Below are 25,562 nucleotides of genomic sequence, written 5' to 3'. Positions count from 1 at the left end.
GCCAGCAAAACCAACGCCGCTAGCAGTCTGACACCGCACAAAATCACGTTGATCAGGCCAACAGCGACACCGCCGGATCGGCTGCGCTTACCCGCAAAAACCATCCCAAAGCCGCTTTACCCATAGACCTGCGCGCGGGGCCCGCGGGTTCCTGCACTGGAGGCTTTCGTACGCAAGCGCCCGAAACCCTTCACAAAACCGGTCAGGCAGCTATGGCAGCAATTGCGCCAGAACCGGAAATTCTTTTACCGACCCCAAAGATCCCATGTCGAGGGTGGATAGCGGCTGACACTCTGTCAGAATGCGGTTGCTGATCCTTAACTCTGTGGAGGTAACCATGCTTGCAGCTGATCAACCCCATGCGCCTGCCGCTATCCGTATAGATCTTGGCGCGATCTTCGTTTCGATGGAACTGAGTAAATCGACTTGGCTGGTCACGTCCTTGTCGCCAGGGGCTGGCGAGCGGATGTCGAAGCATATTGTCCGTGCCGGTGACGTTGCCGGGTTGATGGAGCGTTTTGCTCTGTTGCGCGAGAAGGCGCGGGTTCGGACCGGGCAAGAGTTCGGCTTCATCGTTATTCAGGAAGCCGGCCTGGACGGGTTCTGGATCCACCGCGTGTTGGAGCGCGAAGGTATTGAGAGCTATGTCGTCGACCCGGCGTCGATCGCAACATCGCGCCGGCGCCGCCGGGCAAAGACCGACAAGATCGATGGCGAAGCGCTGGTTCGTGCGCTGCTCGCCTATAAGCGCGGCGAGCCGCGCGTGTGCGCGATGGTCAGGCCGCCGAGCGTCGAAGACGAAGATAGACGTCGCATTTGCCGTGAGCGCCAGGTGCTGATCATCGAGCGGACCCAGCATATCAACCGGATCAAAGGCTTGCTCTTTGCGCAAGGCATTACTGGATATGAGCCGATACGTCGCGACCGGCGCGAACGGTTCGAAGATCTCAGAACTGGCGATGGACGTGTTCTTGCAGTTCACGTCAGATCGCAGATCGATCGAGAGCTCGACCGGCTCGAGTTGATCATTGAACAGATCAAAGCCGTCGAGGCCGCGCGCGCTACGCTCATCGCGGAGCAAGCTGCCAACACGCCGGCGGCAATGCTTCTCAACCTCAAGGGCATTGGCCCTGAGTTCGCCACCATCCTTTACGCAGAAGGTCTGTTCCGCCATTTTGATAACCGGCGCCAGTTGGCGGCCTATGCCGGACTTGCTCCCACACCCTGGCAAAGCGGATCGATCAGACAGGAGCAGGGCGTATCCAAGGCCGGCAACAGCCGCCTGCGAACGACCATGGTCGAGCTGTCCTGGCTCTGGATCCGGTATCAGCCTGACTCGGCACTTGCCCGCTGGTTCCAGGAACGCGTGCAGCACAACGGCGGCCGCCTCAAGAAGCCGACGATCGTGGCGCTCGCCCGCAAGCTTCTTATCGCGCTGTGGAAATACGCCACTGCAGGTGTGGTGATCGAGGGAGCCGTGATGAAGGCTGCCTGATCCGACCCTTTACGCCCTCCCGGAGCCCGATCAGCTCCGTGGATCCAGGTAAGCGAACCGAAATGTCTGTTGGCGTTCAGCGCCGCCCGAAAGACTGGTCTCGCTTTCCTGTGCCCGTAACCGCCGCAAGCGGGATAATGGTGCGGCCACCCCCGAGTGGCGACCGTATGTGAGCTGGATAAGGTTCGAACTGTCGAGCCGTGTCATGCATCGGGCCAAGCCTGGATCCGGCGCCAAGGAGACGAACAATGTAGACACGAAAATTACCCTTGACCAACGTCCTCGTCATGTGAACAGACATTGAGGAAGGTCTGCTCTGACCGTTGTCCCCTATTGTGGAAACCACTACGCTCTTCCGCGAGAGGCTGTAGGTGAGGATTGACGCGAGGATGGACGAGCCGGATTGGACGATGGAGGATCACCTGCTGCATGGGCGAGCAGCGATCCGGAAAATAGCAAACGTTGCTGACCAAAACATCTCTGAGCCAAAGGTCTGCTTCCACCTTTACCCCCTCACGTCGGGTGATGAGGAAAACTGGGGTATGGAGGCGCAGTATTGCCAGCTTGCGAGGCGCGAGTTCGCAAACTGTGGTCAAGAGTTTGATGTTGATTACGTGGGAGGACACTGCGGCATTGAGGCATGGCAGGACGTCATGCCTACCGAGGATTGGCTCACAAGTGCGGTTCCACTGATGTGGGGGACGGCTGCGAAGGCCAACATGTACCTTGCAGGATGGAGCTTCGAGCCGGGCACCGGGCCTTACATCTCAGTAAGCAGGTCGGTGAATGTCTATGACGGAAGCAAACTCAGCGAACTTCCGCCACCCGCCGCAGCCCAGTCATTTGGACGGTTGGGCGATTGGTTGAGAAGGCAGCTTCGTTGAGGCGACGCACTAAAAGCCGAATGTCTGGTTTCCACCCATCTGCGGTCACAGAGCGCCCTGGCATGTTGTGCCAGAAGCCGACATAACTGGCGCGTTCGCAATGACCGGTTTTGGGAAACGCGGCACAGCCCCCTAATGACCGGGATTGGTGCGCAATGCTGACTGGCGGCTTACCGAATTGATCGCCCTCTGTAAGGCATGGGCACGCAAGATGGGGCAGCCCCTGTCAGTCACTACGGTTCGGACAAACCTCCAACAACGTTCTTTGCCTTCGTCGGTTCATCCTGCTCAGTTTGTGACCTCATAGAACATGGGGTTCTTCAGCCATTCCTCGACAGCCGATTCCCGCCAGCCGCAGCATCGCTCTGCAAGCTTGACCTGCCTAGGGAACGTGCCCGCCTGTATCTTGCGGTAGAGCGTCGCGCGAGAGAGCCCGGTGCGATCGAGCACGGTGTTGAGCCTCAGAAACCTGTCGTGTGCATGGGATGCCATGGCCATTGTCTCCATCCTGCGATGAGAATGGCGATCTGCCGCTTCGCGTCAATCGAGCCACATGCGGCTTTGTCGCAGTCAGAAGGGCAGGGGAGCGCTGCTGGCTTGCACGGGAAATGAAGGCGTAAGCAGAATATTTTTGCTCACGGCATCTCACTGTATTTCAGCATTCAGCAGCGCATCTGCGGTCGCAGCAAAGCTGCGGCGATTGCCCCGCTCGGGCGGGACACCGGGTGCCGTCAATCGCCTCTAGCCACGCCAGGCCAGCACGCAACCCGCGCTGCGGGTCCTACACTTTGTTGCGGTGCCTGCGGCATGCGCGCTGTCCGTTGCAGCGCAGCTGCCAGCTCCTGTCTGCCGCCCCCCAGCGCCCCTTCCGGGCCGGGGCCGGATGGAAGGAGACAAGGCCATGGAACACACTACCACCCGCAACACGAGAGAGGCAGCATGAGCGCGCGTCTCACCCGAGCCGAGTGGCGGCAGCTGCGTCGCGCCGAGCGCGCCGTTGACAACATGTCGCCGATGCAGCGCGAAATCTTTCTCGGAATCCGCGTCGATGAGCTTAGCTATGCAGAGCTTGCAACACTGCATGGAATCAGCATCGCCGACGTCGAGCATCACTTTGCAGATGCCTTGCGCATCCTCGACCGGCACATGCACGAACGCCACCACAAGTGGTGGCAGTTCTGGCGATGAAGGCCAGCTTCCGCCTTGCCAATCGACCCGTGCATCTACAGGGTAAACAGGACCATGCGAACCGACATTGATCATCTTCCGGCCAACAAGCAGCGCGAGCTTGAGCGCGTGAAGCAGATCATCTTCGAGGAGTTCGAAGATTCGCTGGCGCTGGCTACCCATCAGTGGAAGAAGAAGGGCCGGATCGAGAAGCTGATCCTTTATGGCAGCTACGCACGCGGAGGGTGGGTCGATGAGCCACACACGGCCAAGGGCTATCGCTCCGACTTCGATCTGTTGATCATCGTCAACGACAAGCGGCTGACCGAGCGCGTCGATTACTGGCTGAAGCTCGAAGACCGGCTGATCCGCGAGCTTGCCATCGACCGCACCCTGCACACGCCGGTCAACTTCATCGTCCATACTCTGCAGGAGGTGAACGATGGCCTCGCGCATGGGCGGTACTTTTTCATGGACGTGGCCAAGGACGGCATTGCGCTACATGAGGCAGATGAACGGGCGCTGCATACGCCTAAGCCGAAGACGCCCGAGCAGGCGCTGGCTATGGCGCGGGAGTATTTTGACGAGTGGTTCCCAAGTGCAATGGGCCGGGACAAGCTCGCAAAATACGCTGTGCAAGAGGGACTATACAAACACGCCGCCTTCGAATTCCATCAAACTGCCGAGGCGCTCTACCATTGCGTTCTTCTGGTCTGCACCTTCTATACTCCACATATGTGGACGGCCCCTCGCTTACAAGGGTCAAGCAGCAGCTGATCGGATGGTTTGCGTTCATATGTCCGGCCTGTTGGTGCAGCCTCACATGACCGCTGGCCAAGATGGATTCCGCGGCGCGAGTTCCTAACACGTACGCGACCTCTAGGGCCGATGCGGCGTTCGGAGTTTCTTGCGCTCTGGATCGATCGATCACACCATCTGCTTTCTTCTTGCAAGTTTCCGGTTATCGGCCTGGCACGAAGCGCGTGCTGCGCTCCCCGCGACTGGCTGATTTCATGCAGCTCTCGCCAGCGATGTGGCTCCAGCAGGTGCCTGGTAATCCTGGTTGGTGACCATGAGCTTCCACGCGATGCGCGCCATCTTGTTCGCCAAGGCGACCGCGACCAACTTTGGCGGTTTCCGCTTCAGCATCTCGAGGATCCAGGGCGAAGCATGCTTGCTTCGATCATTGCGGATATGGCGGAGCAGCGCTGTAGCTCCGACCACGAGTGTTCGTCTGAGCAGGGCGTCGCCAGCACGGGTTATGCTGCCCAGCTTCACCCGGCCGCCGGTTGAGTGATCACGCGGCGTCAGACCGATCCAGGCGGCGAACGCCCGACCGGACTGGAAGTCTTCCGGTGCCGGCGTCTTTAGTGCCAGCAATGTCGCACCAAGTGTTCCGACACCCGGTATCTGAGCCACCCGCCGACTTCGCGCGTTCGAGCGGTGCCATTCAGCAAGCCTCCCGTTGACTTCCTTAATCCGTGCCCGCAGCAGTGCCAGCTCCTCGGCATGCATTGCGAACAGATCGCGCGCGAGATGCGGGACTTCTGGATCGGCAGCGATACGATCAAGGAGCGGTTCCACGCGGCAGGTTCCGGAGCCAGCGATCAGCCCGAACTCGGCAGCGTGGCCGCGGATCGCGCTGCAGAGCTGAGTGCGCGTTCGGATCAACCGGTCGCGCATTGTGACCAGCATCAAGGCCGCCTGATTGTCCGCCGACTTGATCGGCACGAAGCGCATTGTAGGCCTGCTCATCGCCTCGCAGATCGCTTCTGCATCGGCTGCGTCGTTTTTGCCGCGCTTGATATAAGGCTTGATATAGGCAGGCGGAATCAACTTCACCGAGTGCCCAAAGCCGGTAAGCGTCCGACCCCAGTTGTGCGAAGCGCCACATGCTTCGATCGCCACTTGCGTTGGTGGCAGCTTTGAGAAGAACTCGATCATCTCTTTGCGGCGAAAAGTTTTGCGCAGCACAGGCCTTTCGGCAGCATCGACACCGTGCAGCTGGAACACATGCTTTGACGTGTCCATCCCAATGCGGATAATATCGTTCACGGACGGTCTCCTTCTTGAGGTTTTCAACGACTCAATCTTGGCACATTTGATGCCGTTTGGGGGCCGTCCACCCCAACATGTCCATAATCTGGGCTTCCTTCGCACCCAGGCTGAGCGCATCGACATGCGTCTCGTCGATGCCTGGCCGCGCGACACGCGCATTGATCGTGCGCGGTTCGAGAAGCTGAAAGAGGCTTACGTGAAGGCCCGCTACTCCAAGCATTATCGCATCACCGAAGAGGAACTGCTATGGCTTGGAGGCTGCGTCGAGGAACTCGGCCGCGCTGTGCACGCCATCTGTTCGGACCGTATTGCGTTGCTCGAACAAAAGGCCAATGAATGAACCTCTGATCAAAGAGGATTACCGATGGCTGATACCGAAATGCTCGTCGCTCTAACGGCTGATATTGTTGCGGCGCATGTCCGTAATAACAGCGTGTCGGTATCCGATATCGCCGGGCTGATCGGCAGCGTCCACGCCTCGCTTTCCGGCCTTGGTCAGGAAGCGGAACCGGAACCGCTGCCGGACCAGAAGCCAGCTGTCTCGATCCGGGCGTCGATCAAGCCCGACTATCTGGTTTGCCTGGAGGACGGTGCGAAGGTCAAACTACTGAAGGGTTATCTGCGCAAGAAATTCGATATGACGCCCGACGAGTACCGCGCCAAGTGGAACCTGCCAAAAGATTATCCGATGGTTCCGCCCAATTATGCAGAGCGGCGGCGCGTGCTGGCCAAGGAAATTGGCTTGGGCAAAGGCGGGCGTGGTGGCCGACCGAAGAAGGCAAGCGCAAAATAAAGCTGCTCAGCCGGCGGCTTCGCCGTTCTCGCTTTCGGCCAACGCGCTGGAAATCATCGCCGCCAGCGTCTCTTCCGCGCGTGCACGGACAACCGGGTCGGCGGAGAGCAGATCCTGCCTGACCCATTGCGGCGCCCGTGCAAGCACACCCAGCACCAGTTGATTGATTGCCCCGTTCATGGGTCGAGCCTATGCGCGATCACGACCTTTCGGCCAACTGGTTTTGCGTGAAAACCCGTGAGCCTCGCCGCCGCCAGAGCAACAGCTGCTGATCGCGGTTGTCGCCTTTGAGCTTCGTCGCCGCTTCAATCAGCAGCCCGAGGATCACCGCGCGATCATCGTCGGTGAGATCGATCAGCTCGGCCTTGGCGATTAGTCCGCCCAGTTCGATCAGCTGCCGTGTCCGTTCACGTCGTTTGACCCGCCAGTCTCGCATGTCATGCCGGGCCCGGTGCGCCAGCAACCGGTTGCGCGTCTGGATCGATCGCTTGTGTGCTGCCAGTGTCTTTGCCAGCTGATTGGCGAGCGTTGCTTGCTCCCTGAAAGAACGCAGCGCCACGTTTGCGCCAGGCCTCCTTTCGTGCAGCGTCATCAGTGCCGATTGCGGCGAGCAGAACGCCTGCCAGTATCTCTGTGCCCAGCGCGTCGGCTCCGGTTGCGATCACGAGCTCGCCGAGCTGGGTCTGTTTGCGGGTCTTGAGCTGCTTTGCCTTATCGTTGAGGGCTTGGAGCTCTGCGTCGTAATCACGTGGTTTTCGCATGGGGTTTGATCCTTCGATTGTTGGTGAAGGACCAATCAGCTATCCCTCTCCCATCCCGCAGACAACAGGCTGGGTCATCGTGAGACCCCGTCAAATCTACGGCGACCAGATCGGGGGAGGGCGCGCGATCATCGTCGGTGAGATCGATCAGCTCGGCCTTGGCGATTAGTCCGCCCAGTTCGATCAGCTGCCGTGTCCGTTCACGTCGTTTGACCCGCCAGTCTCGCATGTCATGCCGGGCCCGGTGCGCCAGCAACCGGTTGCGCGTCTGGATCGATCGCTTGTGTGCTGCCAGTGTCTTTGCCAGCTGATTGGCGAGCGTTGCTTGCTCCCTGAAAGAACGCAGCGCCACGTTTGCGCCAGGCCTCCTTTCGTGCAGCGTCATCAGTGCCGATTGCGGCGAGCAGAACGCCTGCCAGTATCTCTGTGCCCAGCGCGTCGGCTCCGGTTGCGATCACGAGCTCGCCGAGCTGGGTCTGTTTGCGGGTCTTGAGCTGCTTTGCCTTATCGTTGAGGGCTTGGAGCTCTGCGTCGTAATCACGTGGTTTTCGCATGGGGTTTGATCCTTCGATTGTTGGTGAAGGACCAATCAGCTATCCCTCTCCCATCCCGCAGACAACAGGCTGGGTCATCGTGAGACCCCGTCAAATCTACGGCGACCAGATCGGGGGAGGGCGCGCTTATACGTCGTGCCGACGTGCGCTAAATGCCGTAAATGGTATGTCGCCATGGCGATCTATCACTTCTCGGCCAAAACCATCTCCCGCGCTGCAGGATCGTCTGCGCTCGCGGCTGCCGCCTATCGCGCTGGCGAGCGGCTGCATGACGAGCGGCTCGGCCGCACCCACGACTTCACCAACAAAGCCGGTGTCGTCCACAGCGAGGTCATGCTGCCCGAAGGGGCGAATGAAGCCTGGTCCGATCGCGAGCAGCTCTGGAACGATGTTGAGGCGGCCGAGGTGCGCAAGGACGCGCAGCTGGCCCGCGAGATCGAGTTCGCTCTGCCAAGAGAGATGACCCAGCAGCAGGCGATCGAGCTGGCGCGGGACTTTGTCAAAGCCGAGTTTGTCGATCGTCGCATGATCGCGGATCTCAATGTCCATTGGGATATCGGCGCAGATGGCGAAGCCAAGCCGCACGCGCATGTCATGCTGACCATGCGCGAGATCGTGGTTGGCGAGGCTGGTTCTGCCAGCTTTGGTCCGAAGGTGCGGGACTGGAACCGCACCGAACTGCTCACCCACTGGCGCGAGGCATGGGCCACGCAAGCCAACCAGCGCTTGGCTGAGCTCGATATCGATGCACGTATCGATCACCGCTCACTGGCACATCAAGGCATTGACCTCGAGCCGCAGTCCAAGATCGGCGCCGCGGCTTCGCGCATGGCGGGCGAAGGGCTGACGCCCGAGCGGCTTGCCGAGCATGCCGATATCGCGCGCTCGAACGGCGAGAAGATCATCGCTGATCCGAATATCGCGCTGACCGCCATCACGCATGGGCAGGCCACGTTTACTACTCGTGACCTTGCGATGTTTGCCCACCGGCACAGCGCCGACAAGGAGCAGTTCGATGCCGTAATGTCGGCGGTCAAAAACGCGCCCGAGCTCATAGCGCTAGGCAGGGATGGTAAGGGCAATGACCGGTTCACGTCGCGTGAGATGATCGAGACAGAACAGCGGCTTGAGCGTGCAACGATCCAGCTTGAAGCACGGCGCAGCCATGCCGTGCCTGTTCACTATCGCGAGCTTGCTCTGGCGAATGCAAAGGCGCGTGGAATGGACCTGTCCGCCGAGCAGCGCGGCGCGCTGGAGCATGTCACGTCGGCAAAGGGTATCAGCAATGTCATTGGATATGCCGGAACGGGGAAAAGCGCGATGCTGGGTGTAGCGCGCGAGGCTTGGGAGCGTGCTGGCTATACGGTGCAGGGTGCAGCGCTATCTGGCATTGCAGCCGAGGGGCTGGAGCATGGCTCGCGTATCCCGTCCCGCACACTCGCCAGTCTGGAGCACCAATGGGCGCAGGGCAGGGAGCTGCTCACCAGCAGGCACATCCTCGTCATCGATGAGGCAGGCATGCTGGGCACGCGCCAGATGGAGCGAGTCGTGTCACATGCTCAGCAGCACGGAGCCAAGGTTGTGATGGTCGGCGATCCGCAGCAGCTGCAGGCGATCGAGGCAGGCGCTGCGTTCCGCGCGGCTGCAGAGCGGCATGGCGCGGTTGAGATCGCTTCGATCCGGCGGCAGCATATCGACTGGCAGCGGGAGGCGACGCGCGAGCTTGCCACCGGCAGAACGGGTGCGGCGCTTGGTCGCTATGAGGAAGCAGGACATGTCCATGTCGCTGAGACGCGCGAAGCTGCGCGTGCCGCGCTGGTTGATGCGTGGGATCGGGATCGGCAGGCAAAACCGGATGCCAGCCGGATCATCCTGACGCATACCAATGATGAGGTGAGGGCGCTCAACGAGGCTGTTCGCGAGAAGGTTCGGGCCAGCGGTGATCTGGGCGAAGACGTTGCGTTGAAGGTTGAGCGCGGTGCGCGGATGTTTGCCGATGGCGATCGGATCATGTTCCTGAAGAACGAACGGTCGCTGGGCGTGAAAAACGGATCGCTCGGCACCGTGGAGAGCGTCAGCGCGCTACGCATGGCGGTGAAGCTGGACGATGGCAAAGCGGTGGCATTCGATCTGAAGGATTATGCGCATCTGGATCACGGCTATGCAGCCACGATCCACAAGGCGCAGGGCATGACCGTCGATCAGGTCAAGCTGCTTGCGACGCCGGGCATGGACAGCCACGGGGCTTATGTCGCATTGTCGCGGCACCGGAGCCAGGTCGATCTGCATTACGGCAAGGATGATTTTGCCGATCGTAAGCCTCTTGCCCGAACGCTCAGCCGTGAGCGGGGCAAGGACATGGTGAGCGACTATGCGCAGACGCCGGAGAGGGCCGCTGAGCAGCAGCCGCAGCGTGAAGCTCGCACTGGGTTCAAACTCAGCCGCAGCGGCCATCTCGCCGATCTGCTCAAGGGTGCGAACCCACCGTCGGAACGCCAACCGGCTGCTCAGGTGCGTGTCAAAGTCGCCTTGCCCGAACAGGCGAGCGACAAGCAGGTGTTCGACAAGGCCGTGCAGCGCTTTGCGCGGGTGGCGCAGGACATTGTCGCCATGCGCGACAAGGGGCTTCAGCCGCTGGCCTCGCAGCGGACCGCGCTGGACAAGGTCGGGGCGGAGCTCAATGCGTTGAGGCCCGACAGCTTTGGCGATCTGCGCAAGGCCGTGAACCGCGACCTCAGCCTGATCCCTGAGGCGGTGAAGGGCAAGACCGATCGCGCCATCCAGTCAATGGAGCAGCAAGCGCGGCTGCGCATCGAGGCGCAGAGCGTTGCCGCCGCCAATGAGCGGCGGGCAGACGCCTTTGTCGATCAGTGGCAGCGGCAGTCCGAGCAATACCGGGCGCTTCGCAAGAATGGCAGCGCGGCAGCATCGGACAAGGTTCGGGCCACTCTCGTTGGCATGGCCAAGGGGCTGGAGCGCGATCCGCAGCTCGAGTCGGTGCTGGCCAATCGGCGTCCGCAGCTGGGGCTGGACGCCATGAGCACGAAAACACTGTCTCAGGACCTCCAGAAATCGCTCGGCCTCTCGCGAGGGCTCGGCATGGGTATGTAGCCATGCGGGATGGACGATGCCGATATTGATCCCGACCCCGACGAAATCCCGATTGAGCAGGCGCTGGACGCTGTCGCGCGGCGGCTGGCGGGCGTCACGGCTGCAGTCGATGGGTTTGCTGAGCGGCAGCAGGATCTGCTAGGGCGGGATTACAGCGAGGATCTCGCCTTGATCCATCAGAGCTGCGAAGACCTGCGGGTGGCGATCGATGCGTTGGCGCACAAGCCTGCGCTGGTGCTGACACCCGAGCTGATAGGTCGGCAGATCGAGGCAGGGGCGCAGCAGGTCCGCAAGGATGCCGATCTGGCTCTGGCAGCTGCGCAGAGCAATCTTCAGAATGCGATCAGCGCGCTGGCCAAAATGATCGGCTCGCTGCGAACGGTGCGGCAGCAGAACCAGTGGCTTGCCGTGGCTGCTGGCGTAGCTATTGTACTGGGTACAATGGGCGGAGCGATCATCCTGCCTGCGATCGACTGGGTTGTGCCAGAACGCTGGCTGTGGCCTGAAAAGCGGGCAATGTCGGCATTGCGTCGTAACGGCTGGGAGGCAGGGGAGCGGCTGCTTTTGATCACCGATCCTGAGCGCTGGAATGCAATCCAGGTCGCGGCAAGATTGTCGGAGGCAAACAGCGGCGCCATCCGGAGATGCGCCAGCCGCGCCGCAGACCGGAACCTCAGAAGCGTCGGCTGCACAGTTGAGGTAGGGGCACGAGACTACTGAATTGCCCTACTTGAAGTCAAAACTGGGTCTCAAAGGCCGTAACCTGATGCCCAGCATTGGAGAGCCTACGGCAGCTTTGCGCCCTCATGTTTGCCGTTCCGGCCTCAATTACATTCTGCTCGAAAGCTGCCATTCGATTTGGACGCGGGTGCAGCTTTAGTCTAGCTTCGGTTGCAGAAAGTGCGGACAGGTCACACCATTAAACGGAAGCCACATTTCGCAGCATGTGGGATAATTGGAACAACGAACAGAACAGTCGTGGCTCTACATTTTCTGAATACGCGACCTGAATACTAGGCGAGCTAGAGCTTCCGTCACCTAATGCCATTGATGGATGCGATTCTTCCTTCCGATCTATGATCTACTCTGAACCATTTTTGTTCGTTTCTGTAGGGATTCGCGCACAGAGCGATTGCGCCGGGTCGATAAGGCGCTATGGTGGCGGGCTTTAGCCATTCCGTGAGGGTATTCCTACCCGCGCGGTCAGCACGGTAGTCAAATATGTCGGTGATATTGATTCACCTATCCGATATTCATTTCGGACAGGAGAAGGGCACACTCTTCTACGTGCACGAGGATGTCCGCGAAAGATTGCTGGACGACGTGGCTGTCTTCTCCGCCGCCATCGCTCCGAAGCGCATCTCGGGCGTCATGGTGACCGGCGATATCGCTTACAGCGGTACCGAAGAGGAATATCGGCAGGCGGGCAAGTGGCTTGATCGCCTGACTATCGCCATCGGCTGCGAGCGATCGGATGTTCAGGTCGTACCCGGCAACCACGATATCGACCGGGGTCAGATTTCCTCTGCGGGTGCCTACCTGCTCAAGGAAGTTGAAGAAGCAGGCGAGACGAAACTCAATGTCTTCCTGCGCGACGAAAATGATCGCGAACTGCTCTACAAGCGCTTCCATGCGTACAGCGAATTCTCTGAAGCCTATAATTGCCCCCTCGACAAGAATGGTGGCGGCGCGGGTGACCGCCTAATTGAGCTGGCACCGGGCCGTCACATCCGGATCGTCGGGCTCAACACGGCGCTCGCCTGCTCGAAGAATGATGTCGAGGGCAAGTTGCTGTTGGGCGAACGCCAACGCGTCCTGCCTCGGACGTCGGGCGAGGAACTCGTCGTTCTGGCGCATCATCCGCTGAAATGGATGGCCGACGCAGCCGAGGCAGCGCAATATGTCCGATCGCGTGCGCGCGTGCTCGTGACGGGCCACGAGCATAATCCGTCGGCTCGCGTCGAGAAGGTCTTCGAAGGAGCCGACCTTCTGACAATAGAAGCCGGCGCCACCGTTCCCCCTTGGTCTGATGAGGATTATACCTACACCTTTAACTTCATCGAGTTCGGTTGGAACGAAGCAGAAGATGCACTCGCCGTCACCATCCACCCACGCTGCTGGTCGAACGAAAGAATGGAGTTCGAGGAGGACGCGACGCGTCTCGATCCCGATGCGACATCGGTCGTGCTTGCGTCGCCGCGATTTCGCGAGGCGCCTAAACCGGTCGCTGGCGAGGGCTTTGCGCTTGCCGAAGCGGACGAAGCGCCGGTAATCTTGCAGGAAGCCTCGGACGGGACGATCGGTATGGGGGATATCCCTGCGGAATATTCTGACATCATACTGCGCTTTTTTCGCGACCTGACGGCTGCCGAACGGCTCCGGCTTCTAGTCGAGGTCGGCGCGATCCCGGACAATTGGGACAAGCCGCTTTCGCACGGGAATGAGCGCATTCTGTTCGATCGTGCTATCCGCGACGGCAAGGCCCATATGATGCGCAACAGGCTGGATGAGCTGAACAAAAAGGACGAAGATGGGGGTGCGAATGGCTGACCTTGCAAAATATATGCGAATCTTTGATCCGTCGCCGGCGGACGAAAGCGTTACCAAGCGAAAGGCCGCAGCCAAGGAGGTCGCCTCCCAGCTTCGCAAGACCGCCGGAGTTACCGATCTTGTAAAGCTTGGTGCCTCGATTGCGCGGTCGTTCGTATCGGGGTCGGTCCCCGATCCTCTCGGGGCGATTGTTGCCGAGGCGATAAAGAAGCACGCCCCTTCGTTCATTCGCGAAGAGCGCGAGCTCGAAGTGGTTGTCATCGCTGCGGCAGGCGTGTTCGAGGTACTGGAAGGGCGGGACACGACGGCTACTGTTAGCCGGAACGACATCCTCGCCGCCGCACTCTGGTCCGCACTCGCCGGCCAAGCTGCGCTCGCCGAACCCAAGATCGAGCAGCTCCGCCAAGATGTGCTCGAGTTCGCACGCGATTGGTGCCTTCGCCGGGCCGAAGATAGCCGCGAACGGCGTGTGTTTGCGGACATCCCGGCGGCAGGCGAGGACGATCTCGGGCAAGTTGCCAAAGCACTTGCGGCCGCTGCCATCGCAATCCAGGCGCTCCAGCACAATGCCGTCCTCGATCGAGAGGAACTCGATATTGCCTGGTGGGCGCAGGGCGGGCGCAGCCCGGTGCTGCATAAAGCCTATGAAGGACTGGAGGCGAGTGTTCGCGGCGTCGTTCGGGGAATGGAACTTGGCATTCTCATGCGTCGACTTCCCGCGAGCGCGCATCGTAGCCTCACGCTGGCGGGCGTCGCCGAAGTCGAGCCGCTTCCTCTTTCGACACTGCTCAAACGATTGGGCGACCATCGCGAGCCGCTGGCGGAAAAGATACCGGGGCGGGTCCTCGTCGATCAATGCCCTGAGGTCTTCCTTCTCCTGACCGCAATCGCGAGCGGAGCCGGTGAAGGCGGGGCGGATATCACTGGCGACGAGTGGGCCGCGAGGGCGCTCCTTGAAGCCGGGCTCGCCAATCTCTGCCAGACGCCAGCCGCGAAGATATAATATGTCAAGCGGATGCCGACAGGAAGGATGCACGGTTGGCGACACGGGCATTTGCGTGCTCGAGAATGATCGCGATACTTGCGAATTCCGAATTCGAGACGTCGATGCAGCTGGCGGCCGCAAGGACGACGATCATACATCGCCGGTACTCGAAGCGCCGACCGAGCGGCCACGTCTTTGGGGCAGTCTGTCGCTGGACATCGACGATGTCCGCGATCTCATGGCGATGCGGCGGATGCAGTTGGTTGGCGTCCTCGGAACGCCGGCCGCGGGCAAGACCGCTGCCTTGGTAAGTCTTTACCTGCTCCTGGCGCACGGAAAGCTCGAGGGCTTCCAATATGCCGACAGCCTGACACTTATGGCACTTGAGGAGATCACACAGGGTGCGCGGCGCTGGGGCCCCGCTCCGCCAGATGAAATGACGGCGCGGACCGAGCAGACCGATGGTCGTTCGGCAGGTTTCCTCCATTTTCAAATGAAGCAGGAGAGCGGCGGCCTCATCGACTTCATCATTCCGGATCTTCCGGGCGAGTGGAGCGACGCGCTGATCGAAACCAAGCACGTCGACCGCCTCGACTTTCTGCATTCGGCCGATGTGATCTGGCTCTTCGTCAACGGGATGGAGCTCCGGCAGCCAGCGCAAAGGATGCGCGCAATCAGCCGCGCAAAATCGCTGCTTCGGCGCCTCGTTGAGATGATGGTGGATGGCATGCCTCCTATCAAAATCGTCGTGACGCACGCCGATCTCGGCGCGCTGCCGGAGAAGACGAAGCGGAATCTCGAAGCGATATTCGACGGCGTTGCAACCGCCGTCGACATTCTGGAGATCTCCTCCTTTCCGGGCGAGGGCAAAGTTCCGGTGGGCCTTGGTATCGCGGCGCTCATTTCGGAATCTCTGCCTCAGCCAAGCAAGCGGCCGGTCACCTGGGCCAGCAAGGAGCCGGTCGCATCGCGTTTCATCCTGCGTTACGCCAACAGCGAGCCGCGACCATGACCAAAAGCATCATCCTGGTCGGCGGACCCGACACTGGAAAGACCAATTATCTCGCGCGGCTCGTCGCGCACTTTCGCGATGGCGATGGCGCTCTCGTCGCAACGCGCCTGCCCGACGACATGCGCTACATCGAGGATGCGCTCGACTACCTGATGAAGGGTGAGTTCGCACCGCGCTCACATAATACCGCGGATGAGCTCAGCGGCGAAATCATGATAGAAATCCGCAGCAAGGTTGACGACAGCGAAGCGCATCTGTCGGTGCCAGACGTTTCGGGCGAAACCTGGGACGACATTGCAAAGTCCGCCCAGATTTCCCAAGAGTGGCTCGACCGTGTCCGCGCTGCGAACGGCGCGCTGCTCTTCGTGCGCATATTGTCGGACCTGAATGTGGCGCCTCTTGACTGGCTCAACGCTCCCGAGATGCTTGCCTTGGTCGGCGAAGGGGACGAACGGCAGTTTGCTCTGCCAACGCAGGTAATGCTCTGCGAATTTCTCCGATTGCTCGACGAAAATCTCGATCGCTCCGATGGGGAAACGCCGCGGGTAGGACTGGTCATCACGGCCTGGGACCGGCTGGATGCTCACACACGCGCGGCAGGTCCGCGCGCGTTTCTCGATCGCGAATATCCCTTGCTTGGAGGAAAGATAGCGAACTCCCGCGGTCTCGAAATCGGAATATTCGCCGCCAGCGTGGTCGGCGGAGAACTTTCTGACGAGACGTTCAAGGCGGAATATCTGGATGGTGACATCGTCGAGCGAGGATATATCGTTGACGCCACTGCCAGCGAGGTACAAACCGACCGCGACATCACCCGCCCCATCTCGTGGGTGCTTCGATTTCCGAATCCAGACTGATGCTAATCGATCAACAATGGCATGGTTACAGGCGCGGCCACCAATTGCTCGCATCGACGATCGCGCTCTCACCGCGCGACCAGGATCTCGTCGACAAACTGTCCGACGCCAGCGGCTCTCCTCGCCCGGGCGAACGCTTCGAGCCATATCTGACAATCTACCCGTTGCCGAGCGGGCAGTTTCATGTCGCCGGGCGAACGTGGCAGGATCATGACGCGCCGCGATCGGGCACCGTCTTTACCCGCAGCCTGATTGTTCCTGCGACGCTTTGGGGGACGATCCCCTTGCGTGGGCTGCTCGCTTCGCTCGACGATCGTGCGATCAGTGAGAATAAGGTTGAGATCGATACGACTGACGAGGGAACATGGCCGCCGCTCCAAGACGCGAAGCTTACGGAAATCGTCGAAGCGTTGTTTCTCGAACGCGGTGCGCCAACCGTCGCTTTTGGGTTTGAAAGCACCGACCTGATTGCCGGGCGGCTGCTCGAAGCCCTCTGGCCCTCGCGGCGGTCCACTCTCGCAATCTGCACGTATGCGCTGGCGCCGAGATCGCTTAGCGATCGCGAATTCGATCTTGTGTTCGCGCCCGAAAATTCGCGGTCTCGGTTTGCAAAATGGGTAGGGCGGACAGTTGGCGCCTCGCGCCAGCCTGCCGCGCCCAGGCACAGCTGGACGCTTCAGATTGCGAACCAGATTTTCCTGGACCCTCATCCGAAGCTCAGCGCCCTCGACGATATCGGTGCTCTGACGTCGGAGGGCCGCAGTGACGGCTCGTCGCTACGTCTCGCGCTCATCTGGTCGGATCTCAAATCCAAAGCGGATCAGTCGCCGCAGTCGATTCTTGGCATGTTCGACGTGCTGAATTCGCTCGGGCGCAACCCGTGGAGTGTGCCGGACTTCGCCCGGTTGGTGATCGGCGCAGTCGGCCACGTCCACGATTTGGAGCCAGCCGAGGAGTGGGCATTTATTCAGCTGCTTGTTCGCAAATTCGGTGCCGACGTGCCCTATTCGGTCATCCGCGAAGTCTTGAGGGCGGCGCGGCGGCTGGCCAGCTCGGCTCCCCAAATTCTCTCCGAGGGAAAGGCCGAAGGGGTACTCCTGCCCGTTCCGCACTTGTTGCGACCTGCTGTTGCTCGAGGATTGGCGGACCTTGCTCCAGAAAGCCTCAATTTGGTTCTCCAAGACCTGTCGTCCGAGGCCACCGTGTCCTTGATGGCCGAGAATACCGCCTTTGCGACTGTTGTTGCGGCCTCGCTTACCTCGAATAGCGATAAGGCGCGGTCGCAATATCTCGCTGCCGTCTTGGCCGATGACAAACGTGCCGCGATAAGATCCGCGGCAGGAATCGCTCGCGGCGCAATGCATGGGGTCGCCGCTCCGTTGCTGCGCGTCGCGCTCTTGAATGCGCCGAAAGAGAATTTCCCACTTCTCGCCGAAGCGTCTTTGACAAACCCCGCCGCCAAACGAGGGGAACTGCTCAATGTCCTCGTCGATCAATCCCGGTCGGTCGCCGCGCAGAAAAAGCTTCGGGATCTCGCGCTGGGAACCCGTCCGGTATCGGACGGTAACTTTCTCCTGTTGCAGCTTGTCAGCGATGCCACGGGAGCGACTTGGCTGATCGATGCTCTGGAACGTGATCCCAAGCGTCTGTCACCGCTTCTTGTCGAACTGATGAACAAATGGTCCGACGCCGACCTTCGCGACACACTGCGCAGCGGACGGAGGAAAGACGCGTTTCTTGAGGCGGCAATCGGCGGCCTGCCAGCGACCTCGGCCTCACTCGCACGTGTCCTACGCCTGCTGCCTGCGAATGCTGCGTCCACAGCGGCAATTCTGCGACGTGCCTTGCCCGAGCTTCCTGCCGGCGAGCGCATCGAAATCACGATTAGTGTCCTCGATCAACTCCTCACTCTCGATCCGCGTACCTCGTCCGACCTTGTTGGGCCGCTTTTAGAGTTGGCCGATGCCGGAAAGATATTGTCTGCTGCGACCTCGACGGCGCTCAGCGCCAAGCAGGTAGGCGGCAATGTTGCCGCGATAGCACGGTCTACTTCCTCAAGTCGTTTCGCTGCTAAGGTTGACGAGTTGACCTTGAGGCTAACCGAGCGACGTTCGGGCGGATACGGACGCGAAGGCTATGATGGCTGGGCTGCTTTGCTTCGGGAAGCGCGCCGGAAACATCCAGAGGCCATGGTGCGCAGCGCCGATGCTGCCCTAGCTTATGGGTTGGCGCGCCTGCAGGAGCCAGCGGGAGCTCTTGTCGCGGCGGCATTTCCCGTCGTTCACGCGCGCCTGTCCAAAAAGACGCGCTCCCCGGACGATCCATTCGGTCTTTTTGCCGCCTTTCTTATGGCGCCAATCGCCATCTTCACGGATTGGGACCGGGCCAAGTCCGCGCGCGACGGGATCGTGGACGCCTTCGTCAAATCCAGTTGGGAGCCCGCAGAACTTTTGCGGGCAGCGCTTGATACAGGCATCACGAGCAAGGTCTTGGGGTACCTCAATTCGAGCGGAAGCGGGCGGAACTATCTCCGCAAGATAGAACAAAGTGTATCGACTTATCCAGAGCCGGTTCGCAAACAGATGATGACCGCGCTTGGTAAATTCAATTCCTGATTACGCCATTATCCAACAAGCGACTAAATCCGAACCTTGCGCCGCCGCGATAACGGCCGATCGCTAAACCTTCTAGTCAGCATTAATTTCGACATGCTTGGCGTGACGCCAGACCAGGCTTCGCCGTTCTTTCAGAAAGCTTGGGCGAGAGTTGGTCTGGGGCGTAGCGAATTTACTCTGAAGGCATTCAACCCGCATTCGCAGATCGCTTCTCCATGCAGGCAAGCGATGAGGGCTTCATCCGAGGACGCCGCATCGCAATCAGCCGCACGATCGGTTACGCTTCGCGAGCGAAGGCAGGCTGGGTCCGTAATCGTCGTCCGAAAAGGTGAGGTTGATTGGCAGCTTCCGCGGCCTTTGGACCCAGAACCGGCCGGTCTCCTTCCGTTTAGAGTTTCGGACGCCGTGAGGCGTCGGAAAGTCGACGGTGCCCGAACCCGCGGTCGTCAGGTGCTGATGTCTATGGGGATTTCGATTTTGGGCTTGTGGGAGCAGCGGTGGGTGCTGCCGATAAGCGGACGGAACTGAAAGCGGACTGGCTGCTTTTGGGGTGACGAGCGGGTTGCCGTAAATCGGACCGTCCGATTTTGGAGGGCGCAGGTCTGCTTTTGGTGGGTGATGGCGCAGTGCTCTGTGCTCCCCGAAGCACGGTCGCTTCGGGGCCGGTTGAAGGCAGGCCGTGCCGGGTCACGACGATGTTCTCCCGGATGCGTTGACAGGATGCGGTGGTGCGCGCGGCTGATATCTGCGCTCGAAAGTCTCGATGATGACCATGCTGCCACCGCAGCACGGGCACGGTGGCCGATGGTCCGGCGGATCGACAGCCGTGTCATCGATGGCAGGTGGCGCAACCGCCAGCAGTCGGCGGGCGTGTTCGAGATGGGCCTTGCGGGTCGCACCGGCCAGCAGCCCGTAATGGCGTATCCGGTGGAACCCGCGTGGCAGGTTGTGCAGCAGGAAGCGACGGATGAACTCGTCGGCGCCTAAGGTCATGTCCTGCTGGCGCTGCGCGCCATTGCGGCGATAATCCTTGTAGCGGAACGTGACGCCTTCACTGTCGAAGCGGAGGATGCGGCTGTTCGAGATGGCGACGCGGTGGGTATAGCGCGCCAGATAGGCGAGCACCGCCTCAGGTCCTGCAAAGGGCGGCTTGGCATAGACCACCCAGCGCTTTCTGCGGACCGGTGACAGATGACGCAGAAAGGCCCGCCGCTCGGCGAGATGCGCCAGGCTGCCGAAGAACCCGAGCTTGCCGGCATCGTGGAGCGCGATCAGCCGCGTGAGGAACAGGCGGCGGAACAGGGCGCCCAGGACACGGACGGGCAGAAGAAAGGCCGGGCGCGCAGATATCCAGCGCTCGCCATCACGCGCGATACCGCCGCCGGGCACGATCATATGGACATGCGGATGATGGGTAAGCGCCGAGCCCCAGGTGTGGAGTACAGCGGTAATGCCGATACGTGCGCCCAGATGCCTGGGGTCGGCGGCGATGGTCAGCATCGTCTGGGAGGCGGCCTTGAACAGCAGGTCATAGAGCAGCGCCTTGTTGTGGAACGCAATGGCGCTGACCTGTGCCGGGAGCGTGAACACGACGTGGAAATAGCCCACCGGCAACAGGTCGGCCTCGCGCTCGGCCAGCCAGGTACGCGCGGCTGCTCCCTGGCACTTGGGGCAATGCCGGTTGCGACAGCTGTTATAGGCGATCCGCCAATGCCCGCAGTCTGTGCAGGCTTCGACGTGACCGCCCATTGTAGCGGTGCGGCAATGCTCGACGGCCGACATGATCTTGAGCTGGTGCAGGCTCAGATGCCCGGCATGGGCAATGCGATAGCCAGGCCCTGCAACGCGGAAGATGTCGGCCACCTCTATGGAGGTGCGCACCGGGCCTCAGCCGTCGGGCACCTGCGCGGTGGATGAGGTCAAGGCCAGCCTGTCGAGCGGACTGATCACCGCTCGCATCGTCTTGGTTGCCACCTGTGTGTAGAAAGCGGTGGTGTTAAGCTTGGCATGGCCCAGCAACGCCTGGATGACGCGGATATCGACCCCGTCCTCCAGCAGATGGGTGGCGAAGCTGTGCCGCAAGGTGTGCGGGCCGACCCGCCTTGTGATGTCCGCTGCCTCGGCTGCCTCGACGACGACGCGATACAGCTGCCGGGTGCTGATCGGCAGCAGCGCGCTTCTGCCTGGGAAAAGCCAGCTGTCTGCATGCAACACGCCCTGTTGTCGTCCGGCGCGCCACCACTCGCGCAGCAGCACGAGCAGGCCTTCGGGCAGCATGGCGTTGCGATATCGGCCACCCTTGCCACGCTCGATACGCAGCACCATGCGCTTGCTGTCGATGTCGCGCACCTTGAGCGCCGAGACCTCGCCGACGCGCAGTCCCGCGCCATAGGCAACCGACAGCGCTGCCTGATGCTTGAGGCAGGTCGTGGCCTCCAGCAACCGCTTCACCTCGTCCTGGGTCAGCACCACGGGGATCTTGCGGGCGTGCGAAGTGCGCACCAGCTTGCGCGCCAGATCGGGCCGATCCAGCGTGTGGGTGAAGAAGAACCGCAGCGCTGCAACTATGCTGTTCATCGTCGGCACCGGAACGCCGGTCTCGCGTTGGTCGATCTGGAAGCGCCGCAGATCCTCTGCAGTTGCCGTGTGCGGCGAGCGTCCCAGCCATGTGGCGAAACGTCCAACATCGCGGATATAGTTGCGCTGCGTCTCGCGGCTGAAGCGCCGCATGTTCATGTCCTCGATCAACCGCTGGCGCAGCGGGCTGACCGTACCGATCGCTATAAGCTCGTTCATCGTTCGACTCCTCAGGTTGAAGGAGTCGAAATGGTCTGCCCACCACGGACACTGTTCAATCCAGGCGCTGCGCCCGCGCCGTCAGCTTAGCTTCACCCCAAACACCACTCCCGCGAAGCGGGTTCGTGCAGCGACCCATCAACAGCCATGCGATCGGAAGAGATCGACATTTTTCGCCAGCGGAAAACCCGTCAAAAATGGATCGTTGTATTGCGACAAAATTGGCTCCTGCATCAGTGGCCAAGGGGCCAAGGTTTGCCGAAGTCAGTCACAATTTCGGACTCAAACTCACTTGAAATCAAATGGTTAGAAGAATTTTGGGGGCACAATTGGGGGCAAAGTTGGAGGCGTGAGCCAGTTAAGCGTTTTAACTCAAATGTTTAAATGGATTGTGAGGGTCCCGTAAGCGCACCACCACCCCTTCCCAAAGTGTCCCAAAACGTTGATTTTCTGAGGGTTTCGAGCTATTTTGTTCGTGACTGGAATCTCGCTTTGTTCCAATTGTGTCCCCAGATTTCGTTAATTTGGGGGCACAATTGGGGGCACTGCGACAGGAAAAAGCGGGGTGCCCCCAAATGTCTCTCAAAGCCGGAGAAATCAGAGGGTATCAGCCGATTGATACGGTCTACCGCAAGTCCGACGACAAAGGCCTCTATCTTGAGATTCGGCCGAACGGTTCGAAGCACTGGTTCGTGAAATACAGGTTCACGGATCCGAAAGAGGTTGTCGCCTGGAAGCTGGCCTGAGGTGTCGCTAACCGACGCACGCGAACGCCGTGACGATGTCCGCAAAATGATCAGGGCAGGCGACGATCCGCTGCATTCCCGCAAAATGGAGAAGATCAGGGCGCGCCTGTCGGCTGACGCCAGCTTTCAGTCGGTTGCAGAGGACCTGATTGCAGTTCGGTTTGTTGCCAGCCAAAAGGCGGAGGTCACCATCGAGAAAGCACGCTGACATCTCTTGCATTTGACGCCAACCATCGGTCCTCGTCCTATCGACGCGGTTGAGCCCGCAGAGCTGTTGGCTGTGCTCAAAAAGATCGAAAAGGCGGGCAAGCGCGAAACGGCGGTGCGTACCAGGGCCTTCGCCAGCCGCGTATTTCGGCACGGGGTCGCGATGGCATTATGCACGCATGATCCGGCGGCAATGCCTGGTGGTGTACTGGCGACGCCAAGTGTCACGCATCGTGCCGCGCTGCTTGAGCCTCATCCCGCTTTCGGGGCAGCGCACCAGCTATGCTCTGACCGATGACTGGTAGAGAATGCGAATGGCAGCTTTTGGCAAGGTGAGGCGAGGTCGGGCCGGTCGCCAACGCCGCATTATCCAGCCCCGCGCTTCAGGTCCTTGCGACAGGTGTCCACCGACCCGACCTGACCGTGCATTCGCTGGCAAGGTCATTCATCGATGCCGATCAACCTGAAGCGAGTGTTATGGTGCGATATCTGACCAAGCACTGTTGCCATCTGGCTTTGCGTCGATCAACATCATCTGGCCGGACGCGACGTTGCGATTTGGCTGAAGGAAAAACGCCGATGTTGATGCGCGATCTCGGTATCATTCCTGCCCAACAGACGGGCGGTGCGAGTGATGAGTCCAGCCCCTATGTCAATCTGAGCCGCCGCGCCTTTGTTGGCGGGACGGGGCTTTTCGTCCTCGGCGTGGCGCTGGCAGGATGCTCGAGCTATGTCGAGCCCAAGATCGACGCGGGCGCCTTCGAACTGCCCGATGCCGGGCCCAGCCCGCTGACCGAAGTGAATGGCGGCGACGCCACGCCGGCGCTCTGGATCGCGATCGACAAGGATGGTGCGGTCAAGATCACCTGCCACCGTTCGGAGATGGGTCAGCAGGTCTGGACCTCGATGGCGCAGATCGTGGCCGATGAGCTCGAGGCCGACTGGGCCAAGGTCGAGATCGTTCAGGCCGAAGGGCACGAGCGCTATGGCGACCAGAACACCGATGGTTCGCGATCGGTGCGTTTCAATTTCCACCGGTTGCGGGTCGCTGGGGCAGCCATGCGGCAGATGCTGGTTGCTGCCGCCGCGCTCTACTGGAAACTGCCGCAGGATCAATGCTCGGCCAAGGGCGGTCTGGTCAGCAATACGCAGAACAGCGACACTTTGTCCTATGGCAATCTGGCCGAACTGGCCGGGCGGCTCGAGATACCCGCCGAGGCCGACATCAAGCTCAAGACCCCCAAGCAATGGCGCTACATCAACAGCGAAATTCCCTCGCTGACGGTGCCGCGCATCGTCACGGGGCAGAGCACCTACGGGATCGATGTTCAACGTCCGGGTATGGTCCATGCGGTGGTCGCCCGGCCGCCGCAGCTGTTCGGCCGGGTCGGCAGCGTCGACGACACGAAAGCGCGCGCGGTCGCAGGTGTGCTGAGCACAGTGCGCCTGCCCGATGCCAAGCCGCCAGCCGAGTTCCAGGCACTGGGCGGCGTGGCGGTGGTCGCACGCGATACCTGGGCCGCAATTGAAGGACGCCGCGCGCTGGAGATCGCATGGCAGGACGGACCCAATGCCGGCTATGATTCGGAAAGCTATGCCAGGCAGTTGCTGGCCACGGCACGCAGCAGCGGCAAGGTGCGCCGCGCGCGCGGCGATGTGGCGGCAGCGCTCGCTTCGGCGAAAACAAGGGTCGCGGCGGAATATTACGCGCCGCACCTCAACCAGTCGCCGATGGAGCCGCCGAGTGCGACCGCAGAGTGGGACGGCGATCGGCTCGAATGCTGGGCCTGCGTTCAGGACCCACAAGGCACGCGCGAGACGCTCGCCAAGGCGCTGGGGATCGCCAAGGAGAACATCAAGGTCACACCGACCTGGCTGGGCGGGGCCTTCGGGCGCAAGTCGAAGCCCGATTTCGTGATCGAGGCGGCATTGATCGCGCGCGAGGTCGGCAAGCCGGTCAAGGTAACCTGGACACGCGAAGATGATGTGCAGCATGGCTATTATCACTCGGTCAGCGCGCAATATTGTGAGGCCGGGCTCGACATGGACGGCACATGCACCGCGTGGTTGCATCGCACGGTCTTTCCGCCGATCAGCTCGACCTTCGACAATGCGGTGAACGAGCCGAGCGACGGCGAGTTGAGCATGGGTGCGACGGATGTGCCGTTCGCCATGCCCAACCTGCAGGTCGAATCGGGCGATGCCAAGGCCCATCTCCGCATCGGCTGGCTGCGCTCTGTCGCCAACATCTACCACGCCTTTGCGGTGCAGAGCTTCGCTGCCGAACTCGCTTATGCCGCCGGGCGCGATCAGAAGGACTATCTGCTCGAGCTGATCGGCCCGGCGCGCAAGCTGGACCCGGGCACCGAAGGCGCCGAATACGGCAATTACGGTGGCTCGCTCGAGGATTATCCGATCGATACCGGTCGCTTGCGGCACGTCGCGGAAAAGGCTGCGGCCATGGCCAAATGGGGACGCAAACTGCCCAAAGGCCGGGGCCTGGGGATTGCGGTTCACCGCTCGTTTTTAACCTATGTCGCCACGGTGATCGAAGTGGCGGTGGGCGCTGACGGCACGATCCGCATTCCGGGCGTGTGGCTTGCAGTGGATGCGGGAACCGTGATCAATCCGCGCCATGTGCGCGCACAGATGGAAGGCGGCACGATCTACGGTCTGTCGAACGCGCTCTACGGTGCGATCACCGCGAAGAACGGCGCAGTCGTACAGGACAATTTCCCGAGCTGGCGGCTGATGCGGATGGGCGAGGCACCGCGGGAGTTCAAGGTGGAGATCATCGCGTCAAACGCGCCCCCCGGCGGGGTCGGTGAACCCCCAACGCCGCCAGCTGCGCCTGCGCTCGCCAATGCGATATTCGCCGCGACCGGACACCGGCTGCGCACGCTGCCGTTCATCGGGCCAGAGGGCAGCAAGCTCATCCTGCCCGCACGGCCGACCGCGTAGGACAAGGAGG

At 61.0% G+C, this 25,562-nt stretch carries 24 protein-coding genes and 2 pseudogenes; 17 read left to right on the top strand and 9 right to left on the bottom strand.

Annotated elements, in window-relative coordinates; translation table 11 throughout:
* The first annotated feature begins 337 nt into the window (after positions 1–337).
* Positions 338–1,495, top strand: a complete 1,158-nt coding sequence (locus tag B5J99_RS18280; RefSeq protein WP_162892665.1) for an IS110 family RNA-guided transposase — start codon at positions 338–340, stop codon at positions 1,493–1,495.
* A 389-nt stretch (positions 1,496–1,884) separates the two neighbouring features.
* Entirely contained in the window at positions 1,885–2,379 is a 495-nt protein-coding gene (locus tag B5J99_RS18275) for a hypothetical protein (protein WP_117353236.1), read from the top strand.
* 288 nt (positions 2,380–2,667) lie between these two features.
* On the opposite strand, the gene B5J99_RS18270 is transcribed toward B5J99_RS18275, so the two are convergent.
* Positions 2,668–2,871 (bottom strand): helix-turn-helix transcriptional regulator, encoded by a 204-nt coding sequence (locus B5J99_RS18270; protein WP_117353608.1) that lies wholly within the window; start codon positions 2,869–2,871, stop codon positions 2,668–2,670.
* Between the two features lie 447 nt (positions 2,872–3,318).
* Here B5J99_RS18270 and B5J99_RS18265 point away from each other — a divergent pair, with 447 nt between their 5' ends.
* Both B5J99_RS18265 and B5J99_RS18260 read left to right on the top strand, forming a co-directional pair.
* Positions 3,319–3,567: a sigma factor-like helix-turn-helix DNA-binding protein gene (locus tag B5J99_RS18265; protein ID WP_117353235.1), complete on the top strand. Its 249-nt coding sequence runs from the start codon at positions 3,319–3,321 to the stop codon at positions 3,565–3,567.
* Between the two features lie 54 nt (positions 3,568–3,621).
* Positions 3,622–4,284, top strand: a pseudogene (locus tag B5J99_RS18260) (nucleotidyltransferase domain-containing protein); the annotation flags it as partial.
* 273 nt (positions 4,285–4,557) lie between these two features.
* Here the strand turns inward: B5J99_RS18260 and B5J99_RS18255 are convergent.
* The gene (locus B5J99_RS18255; protein ID WP_117351240.1) at positions 4,558–5,601 is read right to left on the bottom strand and encodes an IS110 family RNA-guided transposase; all 1,044 of its coding nucleotides are present in this window, start codon (positions 5,599–5,601) and stop codon (positions 4,558–4,560) included.
* Between the two features lie 76 nt (positions 5,602–5,677).
* Here B5J99_RS18255 and B5J99_RS18250 point away from each other — a divergent pair.
* Positions 5,678–5,944 (top strand): annotated as a pseudogene (locus tag B5J99_RS18250) (nucleotidyltransferase); the annotation flags it as partial.
* Positions 5,945–5,968: 24 nt separating this feature from the next.
* Positions 5,969–6,397, top strand: a complete 429-nt coding sequence (locus tag B5J99_RS18245) for a Ros/MucR family transcriptional regulator (protein WP_117353234.1) — start codon at positions 5,969–5,971, stop codon at positions 6,395–6,397.
* Positions 6,398–6,403: 6 nt separating this feature from the next.
* Here B5J99_RS18245 and B5J99_RS19620 read toward each other — a convergent pair whose 3' ends face one another.
* From B5J99_RS19620 to B5J99_RS18225, 5 genes are read right to left on the bottom strand one after another with little or no spacing between them, the layout of a single operon-like run.
* Complete coding sequence (locus B5J99_RS19620; RefSeq protein WP_162892664.1) at positions 6,404–6,577, bottom strand: hypothetical protein; 174 nt, start codon at positions 6,575–6,577, stop codon at positions 6,404–6,406.
* Positions 6,578–6,596: 19 nt separating this feature from the next.
* On the bottom strand, positions 6,597–6,950 hold the full coding sequence (locus B5J99_RS18240; protein WP_245991904.1) for a conjugal transfer protein TraD: 354 nt from the start codon (positions 6,948–6,950) through the stop codon (positions 6,597–6,599).
* Entirely contained in the window at positions 6,835–7,158 is a 324-nt protein-coding gene (locus tag B5J99_RS18235) for a conjugal transfer protein TraD (protein WP_117353231.1), read from the bottom strand. The genes B5J99_RS18240 and B5J99_RS18235 overlap by 116 nt, the downstream gene beginning before the upstream one ends.
* Positions 7,142–7,387 carry a conjugal transfer protein TraD gene (locus B5J99_RS20090; protein WP_117353232.1) on the bottom strand — a complete coding sequence of 82 codons (246 nt, stop codon included), beginning with the start codon at positions 7,385–7,387 and terminating at the stop codon, positions 7,142–7,144. Before B5J99_RS20090 ends, B5J99_RS18235 begins: the two co-directional genes overlap by 17 nt.
* A gap of 1 nt (position 7,388) precedes the next feature.
* Positions 7,389–7,712, bottom strand: a complete 324-nt coding sequence (locus B5J99_RS18225; RefSeq protein ID WP_117353231.1) for a conjugal transfer protein TraD — start codon at positions 7,710–7,712, stop codon at positions 7,389–7,391.
* 174 nt (positions 7,713–7,886) lie between these two features.
* On the opposite strand from B5J99_RS18225, the gene traA reads away from it, so the two are divergent.
* The 7 genes from traA (at position 7,887) to B5J99_RS18190 (ending at position 18,842) form a co-directional block, all read left to right on the top strand.
* Positions 7,887–10,823, top strand: coding sequence for a Ti-type conjugative transfer relaxase TraA (traA, locus tag B5J99_RS18220; protein WP_117353230.1), 2,937 nt, complete (start codon positions 7,887–7,889; stop codon positions 10,821–10,823).
* A 9-nt stretch (positions 10,824–10,832) separates the two neighbouring features.
* Positions 10,833–11,543: a DUF6118 family protein gene (locus tag B5J99_RS18215; RefSeq protein ID WP_117353229.1), complete on the top strand. Its 711-nt coding sequence runs from the start codon at positions 10,833–10,835 to the stop codon at positions 11,541–11,543.
* Positions 11,544–12,044: 501 nt separating this feature from the next.
* Positions 12,045–13,373: a metallophosphoesterase gene (locus B5J99_RS18210; RefSeq protein ID WP_117353228.1), complete on the top strand. Its 1,329-nt coding sequence runs from the start codon at positions 12,045–12,047 to the stop codon at positions 13,371–13,373.
* Positions 13,366–14,376, top strand: coding sequence for a GTPase-associated system all-helical protein GASH (locus B5J99_RS18205; RefSeq protein WP_117353227.1), 1,011 nt, complete (start codon positions 13,366–13,368; stop codon positions 14,374–14,376). Before B5J99_RS18210 ends, B5J99_RS18205 begins: the two co-directional genes overlap by 8 nt.
* Before the next feature lie 55 nt (positions 14,377–14,431).
* Positions 14,432–15,370 carry a TRAFAC clade GTPase domain-containing protein gene (locus B5J99_RS18200; protein ID WP_117353226.1) on the top strand — a complete coding sequence of 313 codons (939 nt, stop codon included), beginning with the start codon at positions 14,432–14,434 and terminating at the stop codon, positions 15,368–15,370.
* Positions 15,367–16,227: a TRAFAC clade GTPase domain-containing protein gene (locus B5J99_RS18195; protein ID WP_117353225.1), complete on the top strand. Its 861-nt coding sequence runs from the start codon at positions 15,367–15,369 to the stop codon at positions 16,225–16,227. The genes B5J99_RS18200 and B5J99_RS18195 overlap by 4 nt, the downstream gene beginning before the upstream one ends.
* Positions 16,227–18,842, top strand: coding sequence for a GAP1-N1 domain-containing protein (locus B5J99_RS18190; protein ID WP_117353224.1), 2,616 nt, complete (start codon positions 16,227–16,229; stop codon positions 18,840–18,842). The genes B5J99_RS18195 and B5J99_RS18190 overlap by 1 nt, the downstream gene beginning before the upstream one ends.
* Positions 18,843–19,529: 687 nt before the next feature.
* Here B5J99_RS18190 and B5J99_RS18185 read toward each other — a convergent pair.
* Together B5J99_RS18185 and B5J99_RS18180 are read right to left on the bottom strand one after the other, a co-directional pair.
* Entirely contained in the window at positions 19,530–20,723 is a 1,194-nt protein-coding gene (locus B5J99_RS18185; RefSeq protein ID WP_117351966.1) for an IS91 family transposase, read from the bottom strand.
* A 6-nt stretch (positions 20,724–20,729) separates the two neighbouring features.
* A complete protein-coding gene (locus B5J99_RS18180) occupies positions 20,730–21,638 on the bottom strand; it encodes a tyrosine-type recombinase/integrase (protein WP_117351965.1) in 909 nt (302 codons plus the stop codon).
* Between the two features lie 575 nt (positions 21,639–22,213).
* Here B5J99_RS18180 and B5J99_RS18175 point away from each other — a divergent pair.
* The 4 genes from B5J99_RS18175 (at position 22,214) to B5J99_RS18165 (ending at position 25,552) form a co-directional block, all read left to right on the top strand.
* Positions 22,214–22,384 carry an Arm DNA-binding domain-containing protein gene (locus B5J99_RS18175; protein ID WP_117353223.1) on the top strand — a complete coding sequence of 57 codons (171 nt, stop codon included), beginning with the start codon at positions 22,214–22,216 and terminating at the stop codon, positions 22,382–22,384.
* 1 nt (position 22,385) lies between these two features.
* Positions 22,386–22,592, top strand: coding sequence for a DUF4102 domain-containing protein (locus B5J99_RS18170; protein WP_162892663.1), 207 nt, complete (start codon positions 22,386–22,388; stop codon positions 22,590–22,592).
* A 6-nt stretch (positions 22,593–22,598) separates the two neighbouring features.
* Positions 22,599–22,889: a phage integrase central domain-containing protein gene (locus tag B5J99_RS20085; protein ID WP_425456416.1), complete on the top strand. Its 291-nt coding sequence runs from the start codon at positions 22,599–22,601 to the stop codon at positions 22,887–22,889.
* A gap of 281 nt (positions 22,890–23,170) precedes the next feature.
* Positions 23,171–25,552 (top strand): xanthine dehydrogenase family protein molybdopterin-binding subunit, encoded by a 2,382-nt coding sequence (locus B5J99_RS18165; protein ID WP_245991689.1) that lies wholly within the window; start codon positions 23,171–23,173, stop codon positions 25,550–25,552.
* Positions 25,553–25,562 lie beyond the last annotated feature (10 nt).

Origin of the sequence: Blastomonas fulva, from assembly GCF_003431825.1 — a bacterium.
Lineage (GTDB): Bacteria > Pseudomonadota > Alphaproteobacteria > Sphingomonadales > Sphingomonadaceae > Blastomonas > Blastomonas fulva.
This window is presented reverse-complemented; position numbering and strand designations above follow the sequence as displayed.